Source organism: Enterobacter sp. R4-368 (assembly GCF_000410515.1).
Classification (GTDB): Bacteria; Pseudomonadota; Gammaproteobacteria; order Enterobacterales; family Enterobacteriaceae; genus Kosakonia.
The window spans coordinates 4,567,952-4,581,561 of record NC_021500.1; the positions used below are offsets into that span (position 1 = coordinate 4,567,952).

Annotated in this window: 13 protein-coding genes and 1 riboswitch; of the genes, 7 read left to right on the forward strand and 6 right to left on the reverse strand. The window is 55.5% G+C overall.

Going from position 1 to position 13,610, the window contains the following annotated elements; all coding sequences use genetic code 11:
* The first annotated feature begins 15 nt into the window (after positions 1-15).
* Genes bioB through bioD form a run of 4 tightly spaced genes read left to right on the forward strand, consistent with a single transcriptional unit; the run spans position 16 to position 3,658 of the window.
* Positions 16-1,056, forward strand: a complete 1,041-nt coding sequence (gene bioB / locus H650_RS21330; RefSeq protein WP_044489597.1) for a biotin synthase BioB — start codon at positions 16-18, stop codon at positions 1,054-1,056.
* Entirely contained in the window at positions 1,053-2,207 is a 1,155-nt protein-coding gene (gene bioF, locus H650_RS21335; protein WP_020457090.1) for an 8-amino-7-oxononanoate synthase, read from the forward strand. The genes bioB and bioF overlap by 4 nt, the downstream gene beginning before the upstream one ends.
* Positions 2,194-2,943 (forward strand): malonyl-ACP O-methyltransferase BioC, encoded by a 750-nt coding sequence (bioC, locus tag H650_RS21340; RefSeq protein WP_020457091.1) that lies wholly within the window; start codon positions 2,194-2,196, stop codon positions 2,941-2,943. Before bioF ends, bioC begins: the two co-directional genes overlap by 14 nt.
* On the forward strand, positions 2,936-3,658 hold the full coding sequence (gene bioD / locus H650_RS21345; RefSeq protein ID WP_020457092.1) for a dethiobiotin synthase: 723 nt from the start codon (positions 2,936-2,938) through the stop codon (positions 3,656-3,658). Before bioC ends, bioD begins: the two co-directional genes overlap by 8 nt.
* Here bioD and H650_RS21350 read toward each other — a convergent pair.
* Both H650_RS21350 and H650_RS25800 read right to left on the reverse strand, forming a co-directional pair.
* Entirely contained in the window at positions 3,600-4,322 is a 723-nt protein-coding gene (locus tag H650_RS21350) for an ABC transporter ATP-binding protein (protein ID WP_044489598.1), read from the reverse strand. The two genes, bioD and H650_RS21350, sit on opposite strands and share 59 nt — an antisense overlap.
* On the reverse strand, positions 4,285-4,662 hold the full coding sequence (locus H650_RS25800; protein ID WP_160270908.1) for a hypothetical protein: 378 nt from the start codon (positions 4,660-4,662) through the stop codon (positions 4,285-4,287). The genes H650_RS21350 and H650_RS25800 overlap by 38 nt, the downstream gene beginning before the upstream one ends.
* A gap of 412 nt (positions 4,663-5,074) precedes the next feature.
* On the opposite strand from H650_RS25800, the gene uvrB reads away from it, so the two are divergent.
* Positions 5,075-7,096 carry an excinuclease ABC subunit UvrB gene (gene uvrB, locus H650_RS21355; RefSeq protein WP_020457094.1) on the forward strand — a complete coding sequence of 674 codons (2,022 nt, stop codon included), beginning with the start codon at positions 5,075-5,077 and terminating at the stop codon, positions 7,094-7,096.
* Between the two features lie 213 nt (positions 7,097-7,309).
* Here uvrB and pmrB read toward each other — a convergent pair whose 3' ends face one another.
* The 4 genes from pmrB to yvcK all read right to left on the reverse strand — a co-directional run bounded on the left by pmrB (position 7,310) and on the right by yvcK (position 11,728).
* Positions 7,310-8,395, reverse strand: a complete 1,086-nt coding sequence (gene pmrB / locus H650_RS21360; RefSeq protein ID WP_020457096.1) for a two-component system sensor histidine kinase PmrB — start codon at positions 8,393-8,395, stop codon at positions 7,310-7,312.
* Positions 8,396-8,398: 3 nt separating this feature from the next.
* Positions 8,399-9,070 (reverse strand): two-component system response regulator PmrA, encoded by a 672-nt coding sequence (pmrA, locus tag H650_RS21365; protein WP_020457097.1) that lies wholly within the window; start codon positions 9,068-9,070, stop codon positions 8,399-8,401.
* Positions 9,067-10,710, reverse strand: coding sequence for a phosphoethanolamine transferase EptA (eptA, locus tag H650_RS21370; protein ID WP_020457098.1), 1,644 nt, complete (start codon positions 10,708-10,710; stop codon positions 9,067-9,069). Before eptA ends, pmrA begins: the two co-directional genes overlap by 4 nt.
* A gap of 109 nt (positions 10,711-10,819) precedes the next feature.
* Positions 10,820-11,728, reverse strand: coding sequence for a uridine diphosphate-N-acetylglucosamine-binding protein YvcK (gene yvcK, locus H650_RS21375; RefSeq protein ID WP_020457099.1), 909 nt, complete (start codon positions 11,726-11,728; stop codon positions 10,820-10,822).
* A 226-nt stretch (positions 11,729-11,954) separates the two neighbouring features.
* Positions 11,955-12,100: riboswitch (molybdenum cofactor riboswitch) on the forward strand.
* On the opposite strand from yvcK, the gene moaA reads away from it, so the two are divergent.
* A complete protein-coding gene (gene moaA, locus H650_RS21380) occupies positions 12,088-13,077 on the forward strand; it encodes a GTP 3',8-cyclase MoaA (protein ID WP_020457100.1) in 990 nt (329 codons plus the stop codon). (Overlaps the previous riboswitch by 13 nt.)
* Before the next feature lie 17 nt (positions 13,078-13,094).
* A complete protein-coding gene (gene moaB / locus H650_RS21385) occupies positions 13,095-13,607 on the forward strand; it encodes a molybdenum cofactor biosynthesis protein B (protein WP_020457101.1) in 513 nt (170 codons plus the stop codon).
* Positions 13,608-13,610 lie beyond the last annotated feature (3 nt).

Sequence of the window (13,610 nt, forward strand, 5' to 3'; positions counted from 1 at the left end):
CTTTGGAGATGCCCGATGGCTCACCACGCACGCTGGACAATGTCGCAAGTGACCGCGCTATTTGAAAAACCCCTCCTTGAACTGCTGTTTGAAGCGCAGCAGGTTCACCGCCAGCATTTCGATCCGCGCCAGGTTCAGGTCAGCACCTTGCTGTCGATTAAAACCGGTGCCTGCCCGGAAGATTGCAAATACTGCCCGCAGAGCGCGCGGTATAAAACCGGGCTGGAGTCCGAACGGTTAATGGAAGTTGAACAGGTGCTGGAATCCGCCCGCCAGGCGAAACGCGCGGGATCGACGCGTTTCTGCATGGGCGCGGCGTGGAAAAACCCGCACGATCGCGATATGCCCTACCTCGAAAAAATGGTCGAAGGGGTAAAAGCGCTGGGGCTGGAAGCCTGCATGACGCTCGGCACGCTCAACGAAAATCAGGCGCAACGCCTGGCTTCAGCGGGTCTGGATTACTACAACCACAACCTTGATACCTCGCCGGAGTTTTACGGCAATATCATCACCACGCGCACCTATCAGGAGCGCCTCGATACGCTGGATAAAGTGCGCGACGCGGGCATCAAAGTTTGCTCCGGCGGCATTGTTGGTCTTGGTGAAACGGTCAACGATCGCGCCGGTCTGTTATTGCAACTGGCGAACCTGCCAACACCGCCGGAAAGCGTGCCGATCAATATGCTGGTCAAAGTAAAAGGGACGCCGCTGGCGGATAACGAGGATGTCGACGCCTTTGACTTTATCCGCACCATTGCGGTTGCGCGCATCATGATGCCGACTTCGCATGTGCGTCTTTCTGCCGGACGCGAGCAGATGAACGAGCAGACTCAGGCGATGTGCTTTATGGCCGGGGCGAACTCCATTTTCTACGGCTGCAAACTGCTTACCACGCCGAACCCGGAAGAGGATAAAGATCTGCAACTGTTCCGTAAGCTCGGCCTGAACCCGCAGCATACGGCGGTGCTGAACGGCGACAACGAGCAACAGCAGCAGCTTGAGCAACAGTTGTTACACGCCGATACCGACCAGTATTACAACGCGGCAGCCGTATGAGCTGGCAACAGCGTATTGATGCCGCTCTGGATGAGCGTCGCGCGGCAGATGCGCTGCGCACAAGGCGTGCCGTCTCGCAGGGCGCGGGGCGCTGGCTCACACTTGGCGAGCAGCGCTTTTGCAACTTCTCCAGTAATGATTACCTCGGTTTAAGCCAACATCCTGCCGTGATCCGCGCCTGGCAACAGGGCGCGGAACGTTATGGCGTGGGTAGCGGTGGCTCCGGTCATGTCAGCGGCTACACCACCGCGCACCGGGAACTGGAGGAGGCGCTGGCCGACTGGCTTGGTTACTCGCGCGCGTTGCTGTTTATCTCTGGTTTTGCCGCTAATCAGGCGGTCATTGCTGCGCTGACGGGCAAAGAGGACAGGATTGTCGCTGACAAATTAAGCCACGCATCACTGCTGGAAGCCGCCAGCCACAGCCCGGCGCAGCTGCGGCGTTTCGCGCATAACGATATCGGGCAACTGACCACGCTGCTGGCAAAACCGCTTGCCGGGCAGCAACTGGTGGTGACCGAGGGCGTCTTCAGCATGGATGGCGACAGCGCACCGCTGGTGGCGGTTGCTGATGCCACGCGGGAAGCGCGGGCCTGGTTGATGGTGGATGATGCCCACGGCATTGGCGTGGTGGGCGAGCAGGGGCGCGGCAGTTGTCACCTGCAGGGCATCAAGCCGCACGTGCTGGTGGTGACCTTCGGCAAAGGCTTTGGCGTCAGTGGTGCGGCGGTGTTGTGCAGTGACACGGTGGCGGATTACCTGCTGCAATTTGCCCGCCACCTGATTTACAGCACCTCGATGCCCCCCGCACAGGCGGTGGCGCTTGGCGCGGCATTGCAGGTTATTCGTAGCGACGAGGGGAATGCGCGGCGTGAAAAACTGGCGGCGCTAATTGCCCATTTTCGTCACAGTGTGGCACATGAATCCGTCACGATGACGGATTCCACCAGCGCAATCCAGCCACTGATTGTGGGTGAAAATCGCCGCGCATTGCGGCTGGCTGAACGCTTGCGTCAGCGCGGCTGTTGGGTGACAGCGATTCGCCCGCCCACCGTACCGCCGGGTACGGCGCGGTTACGCCTGACGCTGACAGCAGAGCACCAGTTCGATGATATCGACCGTTTGCTGGAGGCTTTGCATGACGGTGAATAAACAGGCGGTCGCCGCTGCTTTTGGCCGCGCGGCGCACAGTTACACTCAGCACGACGAATTGCAGCGCCGGAGCGCCGCTCTGCTGTTATCTAAGTTGGGCGCTGTCACGCCTGCTCAGGTGCTGGACGCCGGTTGTGGACCCGGCGCAATGAGCCGCTACTGGCGCGGGCAGGGCGGTGAGGTAACGGCGTTGGATCTCTCGGCGAATATGCTCGATGAGGCGCGCCGTCAGCACAGCGCGCAGCGCTATGTCAGAGGCGATATTGAAGCCATGCCGCTGGCGGATGCGCAATTTTCACTGGTCTGGAGCAACCTGGCGGTGCAGTGGTGTGATGATTTGCGCCAGGCTGTCGGGGAGTTGTATCGCGTGACTCAACCCGGCGGTTGTGTTGCTTTTACGACACTGGTCGCGGCATCACTGCCGGAGCTGAACCAGGCGTGGCGCGCGATTGACGACCATCCGCACGCCAACCGTTTTTTAACCTTGCCAGCCATCGGGCAGGCTTTGCGTGGCTGGCGGCTGCGCAGTGGCGTCGAGACGATAACCTTGCACTTTGACGATGCCACTGCGGCGCTGCGTTCGCTAAAAGGTATTGGCGCAACACATTTACACGCGGGCAGGCAGCAGGGGCTGACACGCGGCAAACTACAACGCTTGCAGCTGGCCTGGCCGCAACAGCAGGGCAAATGCCCGCTGACTTACCATCTTTTTTGGGGAGTGATCGCCCGTGATTGAACGCTATTTTGTGACCGGTACGGATACGGAAGTCGGGAAAACTGTCGCCAGCTGCGCGCTTTTGCAGGCGGCAAATCTGCGTGGTTTACGCAGCGCGGGTTATAAACCGGTGGCTTCCGGGAGTGAGATGACCGCAGACGGGTTACGCAACAGCGATGCGCTGGCGCTGCAACACCACAGCAGCCTGCCGATGGCGTATAAGACCGTCAATCCGTATACCTTCGCAGAACCCACATCACCGCATATTGTGAGTGCCGATGTGGGTGAACCCATTGATGCGCAGGTGATGTCCGCCGGGCTGCGCGCGCTGGAAACACAGGCGGAGTGGCTATTGGTGGAAGGGGCGGGAGGCTGGTTTACGCCGCTTTCAGAGACGCTCACTTTCGCCGACTGGGTGGTGCAGGAGCAGTTGCCGGTGATTCTGGTCGTTGGCGTAAAACTTGGCTGTATCAACCATGCCATGTTAACCGCACAAGCGGTGCGTCAGGCGGGGTTACGGCTGGCGGGCTGGATTGCTAACGATGTGGTGCAGCCGGGTAGGCGACACCCGGAGTATCTGGCAACGCTTCGGCGCGTGATGCAGGCTCCGCTGATTGGCGAAATTCCCTGGTTTGCCCACGCACCGGAAAAAGAAAAAACGGGTCATTATCTTGATCTCAGTGTCCTGACTCCGGTGTCATCCACTTTGAGAGCAGTGGATCATCAAGCAGTTTAACGTCGCCCTGCGCGACATTGCGCCCGCGGTGCAGCAGGCAGAAACGGTCGGCGACCCGGCGAATAAATGATAAGTGCTGTTCAGCCAGCAAAATGGTCATGCCAAACTCCTGGTTGAGCCGCACGATCAAATTGCCCAGTTTATGAATAAAAGCCTGCCCAAGACCGCGCGTTGGCTCATCCAGGATCAACAGCCGTGGGTGCGTAACCAGCGCCCGCGCCATCGCCAGTTGTTGCTGGTTATCTTCTGACAACTCCGCGCCACGTACCTGGCGAAGCTCATACAGTTCAGGGAACAAATCGTAAATATCCCGCCGCACTGCGCTGCCCGGTTCACTGCCGGCGCGCATCGCGACATGCAGATTTTCCTCAATGGTGAGTTGCGAAAAAATCCGCCTGTCCTGCGGCACATAGCTGATGCCGATGGCGCTGCGGTGTTCGGCTTGCAAAGAGAGCAAGTCGCGCGGCGGTGCGCCCGCTTCCTGCCAAATCATGCTGCCGCTTTCAATGGGTAAATAGCCGGTGATGCAATTCACCAGTGTCGTCTTGCCCATGCCTGGCAACCCAATAACTGATGTGCAGACCCCGGGGGATAAATCGAGGTCGACATTCCACAATGTATGCTGATTACCGTAATACTGGTTTACTGCCCGTAAGCTCAACATTGTCCGCTCCTTGTTTCGGCTCTGATGACTTTGATGATTCTGCAAAAGGCTTGCCAGAACATAAAAAAGGCTTTTTTTTCGGATGCCGCTGAGAAAAGTGGCTTTTAAAACGTGAGGAGGGAAGAAGCCAGGTAAAAATTCTGCACTTTGCCAGTGCTTGCAGTGTTGAGTTGTGGTGCAGCAATGGCTGGATCTGTGAGAACGATCTCATGCGGATCCTGCGTTTCGTTTGCCGATAATTATCAAAAAGAAAAGATAAAAAATTTTTAGCGGCGCCCGCCTGGGACAAAATGGGATTTGGCGGGAAGGCGAGGTATCCGGCCTGGCGGCAGTTATCCACTATTCCTGTGGATAACCTTGTGTATTAGAGTTAGAAAACATGCGGCAAGCGAGAGAGGACGCGGGTTGCGCCTGAATTGGTGTTAAACACGTCTTTTTAAGATTATTTTTAATAATCAAAAGGTTATATAAAAGCAATGCCTGTAAGAAAAGTGTCACCCGCTGCCACAAAACTTTCAAAGGCTCGCTTGACAAATGTTAAAAGAGGAAAAATTTTGGGGATAACCTGAAAGGGTTAGTGTTTTATCTTGTCCGCGCTGAAATTTGAGGGGAGAAGCGGTGCCCTAACGGGGAGTAGTACAGATTGCCTGTTTCGCTACTGTTTTTTCATCCAGTGTTATTTATTGGCAAAAGTGAACAGGGTGAGTAAAATGTGTTACCTGCCCGCTCATTCCTTCATCAGGTAGCCGTTCATGAGTAAACCGTTCAAACTGAATTCCGCTTTTCGTCCTTCCGGCGATCAGCCTGAAGCTATCCGCCGCCTCAAGGAAGGTCTGGAAGACGGCCTGGCGCACCAGACGCTGCTCGGGGTGACGGGTTCAGGGAAGACATTCACCGTCGCCAATGTGATTGCCGATCTCCAGCGCCCGACAATGGTGTTGGCACCGAACAAAACGCTGGCCGCGCAGCTGTATGGTGAAATGAAAGAGTTCTTCCCGGAGAACGCGGTCGAGTATTTCGTCTCTTACTACGACTACTACCAGCCGGAAGCGTATGTGCCAAGTTCTGACACTTTTATCGAAAAAGATGCCTCGGTGAACGAGCATATCGAGCAGATGCGTCTGTCAGCGACGAAGGCGCTGCTGGAGCGTCGCGATGTGATTGTGGTGGCCTCTGTTTCCGCCATCTACGGTCTGGGCGATCCGGATCTCTACCTGAAAATGATGCTGCATCTGACTAAGGGCATGATCATCGATCAACGCGCGATCCTGCGTCGTCTGGCGGAGCTGCAATATACCCGCAACGATCAGGCGTTCCAGCGCGGCACTTTCCGCGTGCGCGGCGAAGTTATCGATGTCTTCCCGGCGGAATCTGACGATCTGGCGCTGCGTATCGAATTATTCGATGAAGAAGTTGAGCGCCTGTCGCTGTTCGATCCGCTGACCGGCCATATTGAGTCGGGCATCCAGCGCTTCACCATCTACCCAAAAACGCACTATGTGACGCCGCGCGAGCGGATCGTGCAGGCGATGGAGGAGATCAAAGTTGAACTGGCGGAACGTCGTAAGACGCTGCTGGAAAACAATAAACTGCTGGAAGAGCAGCGGCTCAGCCAGCGTACGCAGTTCGATCTGGAGATGATGAACGAGTTGGGCTACTGCTCGGGGATTGAAAACTACTCGCGCTATCTTTCCGGGCGCGGGCCGGGCGAGCCGCCGCCGACGCTGTTCGACTACCTGCCAGCCGATGGTCTGCTGGTAATCGATGAATCCCACGTGACCATTCCGCAGATCGGCGGGATGTATCGCGGCGACCGCGCGCGTAAAGAGACGCTGGTGGAGTACGGTTTCCGCCTGCCGTCGGCGCTGGATAACCGACCGTTAAAATTTGAAGAGTTTGAAGCGCTGGCACCGCAGTCAATTTATGTTTCGGCGACGCCGGGCAATTACGAGCTGGAGAAATCGGGCAGCGAAGTGATTGATCAGGTGGTGCGCCCGACGGGGCTGCTCGATCCGGTAATTGAAGTGCGTCCGGTGGCGACTCAGGTGGACGATTTGCTCTCTGAAATTCGCCAGCGCGCCGCGATTAACGAACGTGTTCTGGTGACGACGCTGACCAAACGCATGGCGGAAGATCTCACCGAATATCTGGAAGAGCATGGCGAGCGGGTGCGTTATCTGCACTCGGATATCGACACCGTTGAACGTATGGAGATTATCCGCGATTTGCGCCTTGGCGAGTTCGATGTGCTGGTCGGCATCAACTTGCTGCGTGAGGGGCTGGATATGCCGGAAGTCTCGCTGGTGGCGATTCTGGATGCCGACAAAGAGGGCTTCCTGCGTTCTGAGCGCTCACTTATCCAGACGATTGGCCGTGCCGCACGTAACATCAACGGTAAAGCGATTCTGTATGGCGACAAGATCACACCGTCGATGGCGAAAGCGATTGGCGAAACCGAGCGTCGTCGTGAGAAACAGCAGCGCTATAACGAAGAACACGGTATTACGCCACAGGGGCTGAACAAGAAAGTGGTGGATATTCTGGCGCTTGGCGAAGGGCTGGCGAAGACGCGTGCGAAAGGGCGTGGTAAAACGCGCACGCCTGCGCAGGTGGAAGCGGCTGAACTGGCGCTCTCGCCGAAAGCGCTGCAGCAGAAAATCCACGAACTGGAAGGTCAGATGATGCAGCATGCGCAAAATCTGGAGTTCGAAGAAGCGGCGAAAGTACGCGACCAGTTGCACCAGTTACGCGATCTGTTTATTGCCGCATCCTGAAATCCGTGCGATGACATGACAGCACAAAATAACAAAAAAGAGAGCCTGTCCGGGCTCTCTTAATGTTGGCTTAACCTACGCCTGACACACTGCCCACCGGTATTCTGGAGGGCAATCTGATGCAACAATTTAAGGTTCGTGAGTTTTTCGCTGTCGCTTTCACGCTGGCGTTAGTGATTGTTTTTGCCCGTCTGTGGGTGCTGACCTACTGATTTATGCCTGGCGGGCGCCGGGGAGAAATTTTACCCACGCCCGTACGCCAGATTGCGTCAGCCGGTTGTGTAAAAAGAACTGCGCGTCATGCAGTTGCGCGATACGCGACACAATGCTTAATCCCAGGCCCGCGCCGCCATAGCGGCTGTCCATACGCACGAAGGCTTTACTGAGCTCTCCGCTGCGACTTTCATCAATGCCCGGCCCTTCATCTTCCACCGCCAGTACCGGTGCGGCAGCGTTTTCGATACGTACGGTAATGGCCGATCCTGTCGGGCTATAGCGGTGGGCGTTTTCCACCAGGTTTCTCACCAGCAGCCGCAGCAGCGTGGCGTCACCGGCAACCGCAATGTCCCTTTCTGGCTCTGCAATTTCCAGCGTCTGTTCGCGCGCGGTCAGCATCTGTTCCAGTTCACTGCGCATGGGTTGCACCACATCCTGCAACAGCATCACCTGCTGGTAACTCCCTGCGGAGAAAGACTGCCCGACGCGCGCCAGCAGTAATAGCTGGGCAATGTTTTCCGTCATTTGCTCAAGGCGCTGCACCAGCGGGTCGACGTTGATGCCGCTGGTTTTCGCCATCAATTCCAGATGCAGACGTAACCCCGCCAGCGGCGTGCGCAGCTCATGGGCAACGTCGGCGGTAAACAGCCGCTCCCTGTCGAGGGTTAGCGTCAGGCGGGAGACCAGCTCGTTAATCGATGAGGTAACCGCTTCCACTTCGCTGACGCTGTTGTTGAGCGTGATGGGTTGCAGGTTGTTCGGTGTGCGTTTATTCAGCTCTTCCTGCAGCTCAAGCAGCGGACGGGTAATGGCTTTCACCGCCTGCATACAGAGCAGCAACGCCAGCCCGATGATCAACAGGCTTGGCACCAGCAGGCTGGCCACTGCTTCGCGGACTTCATGCTCGATATGTTTGCGGTTGTTGTGATTATGAATGGCTGCCTGCACCAGCAGCTGGATTTGCTCTTCGCTTTCATGCCACAGCCAGAACACGCTGACCAACTGGCAAAACACCAGAATGCCACCGATGGTGAGTAACAAACGGCGGCGCATGCTCCAGCGCCTGAAATTGAAGAGCGCCATCAATCAGCTCCGTTCCTGCGGTTGTACCAGCATGTAGCCAAACCCGCGCACGGTACGGATACGCGATTTACCGATTTTGTCGCGTAAATTATGGATATGCACTTCCAGCGTATTCGTCGACGGTTCGTTATCCCAGTTGTAAATATCGTTATAGAGGATCTCCCGGTGTACCGGGCTTTCGGCTTTCAGCATCAGGCGCGATAGCAGGGCGTACTCTTTTGGCGTCAGCTCCAGCAACTGGTTATCCAGCCACGCCTGGCGGCGGGTCACATTCAGCGTCAGATTACCGTGGCTGATTTCGTTATCGCCCTGATTATTATGGCGACGCAACAGCGCGCGAATGCGGGCGTTCAGCTCGTCCAGCGCAAAGGGTTTGACCAGGTAGTCGTCTGCACCGGTATCCAGCCCTGCCACGCGATCTTCAAGCGTATCGCGGGCGGTGAGGATCAATACCGGCAACGTATATTTTTCGCGGCGCAGCCGGGTGAGCAGATGCAAACCGTCTTCATCCGGCAGACCCAAATCGAGCACCAGCAGGCTGTAATGGCCGTTTGCCAGACACAGCGCAGCTTCATGCGCGGTAGAGACGCCATCGCAGGCGTACCCTTCGCTTTGCATCGCCAGAATCAACCCCTGCAACAGCAGAGCATCATCTTCAACCACCAGAATCTTCATTTCAACTGCCCCCGGCACGCGGTTAAAAGATCGTCTTCAGCACGGTACTCTTTCGTGCTGACACCCAGTATACCCAACATCGTCGGGAAGAGGTTGTCCTGTGAAACTGCCTTCTCCCGCGCATTTTTTTGCAGACACTGACTGTTCACGCCATAACGCGTTTGATACTCCTGCGACAGCCAAATCAGCAGCGGAACATGTTTTTGTGTTTCCGGCGCAATGGAGTACGGCAGGCCGTGCAAGTAAACGCCATTTTCGCCAAGCGACTCACCGTGATCGGAGAGATAAACCAGGCTGGTGGTGAATTTATCCTGCTTCGATTGCAGCAATTTTATTGCTTTATCAACAATATAATCGACGTACAAAATGGTGTTGTCGTAGGTATTAATCAGCTGCTGCTGTGAGCAGGTCTGAATTTCATTGGTATCGCAGGTCGGCGTAAATTTACGGAACTGCGCCGGGTAGCGGTTGTAGTACGTCGGCCCGTGGCTGCCGATGGTGTGTAATACAATCACCCCGTCACCCTGCAATTTATCGATATAACTGGCGAGATCGTGGAATAAGATCTCATCCTGGCATTCGCCTTTAATACAGTAATCCGGCAAGTTTAATTGCGTCATATCCTGATGCGGAACACGATCGCATGCGCCTTTACAGCCACCGTCGTTCTCATTCCACAGCACGTTAATTCCCGCACGTTGGATAATATCCAGCAACCCTTCCTGATGCGCCGCCAGTTGATCGTCATAATGGGCGCGTGTCATACCGGAGAACATGCACGGTACGGAGACGGCGGTCGCCGTCCCACAGGAAGCGGTGTTCTGAAAGTAAATAACATTATCCTGTTTTAACAACGGGTTGGTTTCACGCTCATACCCGCCGAGTGAAAAGTTCGCCGCACGCGAAGTTTCACCCAGCACCAGAATAGTGAGGTTTTTGTGCGGACCGCGCTGCATTTCCGGGCGTTGACGCGCATCTTCGCCAATTCTCACCAGCGGCAAATTGGCGGTGCGGTTATGGGAATACCACGACAGTGAAGCCGTAATGGAGTTTGACGGGCTGAGTGTTTTCACCAGCTCTTTATTATTGCGAAACAGCGAGGCGTAATCTTTATAAAACAGCAGCGCCACCGCCACGATAACCAGCACAGAAATAATAATGCTGGCAACGCGCAACATTACGCTGCGTAACGCGGATCGGGCGGGTTTTATTTTAATCCACCAGGCGATAACCACGGCCAGAATGCCGGTCAGCAGCAGCGTCAGCACCAATTTGGTCGACAGCAGGGCGAAACTTTCCGCCGGCGTGGTGTCAAGAATATTGGTGATCATTGAACGGTCGATAATAATGCCAAACGTCGAAATGAAATACTGCGCCGCCGAACTCACCAGCGCAAAGAGTGAGATAACCAGGCGATCAAGACGCACAAATGACGCCAGAGACAACACAATATTAATGACACTGAAAGCAACCAGTGGCATGGAGAGGAAAACCAGCCAGCTATGCAATGAGTTCACCGGCAATAAAGTGAATGCCTGGTGATAAAACGCAATATTCAGGCCCAGCGCAATATAAGCGGCGAAGAGCAGAAGAAAATGGAGGCGGCTTAAAGTTGGCCGACGAAGGTGAAGCATACGCATACTCGGATCCTGCAATGAAAGTAGCGCTATGCTGACAGCCGATTTTTAAGACAACCTTAAGAAATTAAGCAAAGCACTGGCGGGAGAAAAAATTCCCGCCGTCCGCCTCTTAACCCAAATGTTGCACCGCTTTTTCCAGCGCGACGCGCAGCAGATGCCGGTCGTGGCGGTAGGGAATATCGCTGGCTTCCAGCACTTCCTGAATAATTAACCGATCGCTAACGGCTTGCGTGTCGACTTTCGGGCCAACAATGGCGGCATCGATAATTTTTTTACCGACGTACTGCTCCATAATCGCCAGTTTGTCTGCCAGCGTCAGGCTGGCGGCGGCCGGGCTGAGTTCTTTACCAAGGTTGCCAATGTAAACGACCGGCGCGGGTGTACGGCGTAACGCCTGCGCCAGATCGTCGAGCAGCAGCAGCGGCAGCAGGCTGGTGTAAAAACTGCCTGGGCCGATGATAATCAAATCCGCTTCTGCGATTGCCTGTACTGCTTCGCGAGTGGCATGCACCTTCGGAAACAGCATTAACTCCTGGATTGGCGCGTGAAGCTGGTCAATATTGACCTCGCCATAAACCTGATGCCCTTCACTGTCTGTCGCCATTAAATCGACAGGTTGCTCAGACATCGGGATCAAAAACGCGTCCACCTTTAATAAATTGCGAATTAAATTGATCGCTTCCAGAGGCCGCACACTCAGGTGATCGAGCGCCTTTAACATTAAATTTCCGAGGTTATGCCCGGAAAGTTCGCCGTTACCGCTAAAACGGTACTCAAACATCGCCGAGGCTACGCTCGGTTCCGTGATGAGCTGGTTTAAACAATTACGCATATCGCCCCAGGCTATTCCGCCTTCAGAGCGGCGAATACGCCCGGTTGAGCCGCCATTATCGGTGGTGGTGACAATGCCGGTAAGTCGCGATCCCAACGAGGCAAGCGAAGACATCACACGCCCGAGGCCATGCCCGCCGCCGAGGGCGACAACACGATCCAGGTCTGCAAGTGTGCGATTACGCATAATGGTTCCTTATGAAAATTTACCGCGCTACGTTAGCCTAAATACCACCAAAAGACGATGCCGCGCAGGAAGGAAAATGACACATATCAAAGCAAAAAGGCGATTTTCGCGTACTCTGTAGCGAAAGTGCATGATCATGCCGCTATGTATCTGTTTATATAGCGATGATCGTGATAGCGAAAGCCCGACGTTCGCGCTACTATCGCTTAAGCAATTTTAGCGTTACTGACAAAACATACACTCAAGCCTAAGCAACCTAACTCTCACGACATGGTGCTTTGGCCGTAGCAAAACCGAACGGTTCTGCTGCCAGGGTGCAGAAAGAAATGACTGCATCTCCCGTACTTGGAAAGGTGTACATGGCCTCACAACTTACCGATGCGTTCGCGCGTAAGTTCTATTACTTGCGTTTGTCGATCACCGATGTGTGCAATTTCCGTTGCACCTACTGTCTGCCCGACGGCTATAAGCCGAGCGGCGTCAACAATAATGGCTTCCTGAGCGTCGAAGAAATTCGCCGGGTGACGCGCGCGTTTAGCGCCATGGGCACGGAGAAAGTGCGCCTGACCGGCGGGGAACCCTCCCTGCGCCGCGATTTTACCGACATCATTGCGGCGGTGCGTGAAAACAGCGCTATCCGGCAAATCGCCGTCACTACCAATGGCTACCGCCTTGCACGTGACGCGGCTCAGTGGCGCGAGGCGGGGCTTACCGCCATCAACGTCAGCGTCGACAGTCTCGATGCGCGGCAATTTCACGCCATTACCGGGCAGGATAAATTCCGCCAGGTGATGGACGGTATTGATGCCGCCTTCAGCGCCGGGTTTGCCAAAGTCAAAGTCAACACCGTGCTGATGCGCGATGTGAACCATCATCAGCTCGACACCTTTCTGGCGTGGATCAAATCGCGTCCTATCCAGCTACGCTTTATTGAACTGATGGAAACCGGCGAGGGCAGCGAGCTTTTTCGCAACCACCATATCTCCGGCATGGTGCTGCGCGATGAGCTACTTAAACGGGGCTGGATCCACCAGTTGCGCCAGCGCAGCGACGGCCCGGCACAGGTTTTCTGCCACCCGGATTACGAGGGGGAAATTGGCCTTATCATGCCGTATGAAAAAGATTTCTGCGCCAGTTGCAACCGTCTGCGCGTCTCCTCGACCGGTAAACTGCATCTGTGCCTGTTTGGCGATGGCGGCGTGAATCTGCGCGATCTGCTACAAGACGATGCGCAGCAGGCGATGCTTGAACAGCGTATTGCGGTGGCGTTAACGCACAAAAAGCAGACGCACTTCCTGCATCAGGGCAATACAGGCATTACGCAAAACCTTTCATACATCGGCGGTTAAACCGCAAGGAGAATGACATGAGCCAGGTCAGCGCTGAGTTTATCCCGGTCAGGCTAGCTATTTTGACGGTCTCCAGCCGTCGCGGTGAAGAAGACGATACATCCGGTCACTGGCTGCGCGACGCCGCGCATGAAGCCGGTCATCAACTGGTCGATAAAGCCATCGTCAAAGAGAACCGTTACGCCATTCGCGCCCAGGTTTCCGCGTGGATCGCAAGCGATGATGTGCAAGTCGTGTTGATCACCGGCGGCACCGGTTTGACGGAAGGCGACCAGGTGCCGGAAGCGTTATTGCCGCTGTTCGACCGCGAAGTCGAAGGGTTTGGCGAAGTGTTCCGCATGCTCTCGTTTGAAGAGATTGGCACCGCGACGCTGCAATCCCGCGCTGTCGCCGGTATAGCGAATAAGACGTTGATTTTTGCCATGCCCGGTTCGACCAAAGCCTGCCGCACCGCATGGGAAAATATTATTGCGCCGCAGCTGGATGCGCGTACGCGCCCGTGTAATTTCTATCCCCATCTTAAGAAATAAGTT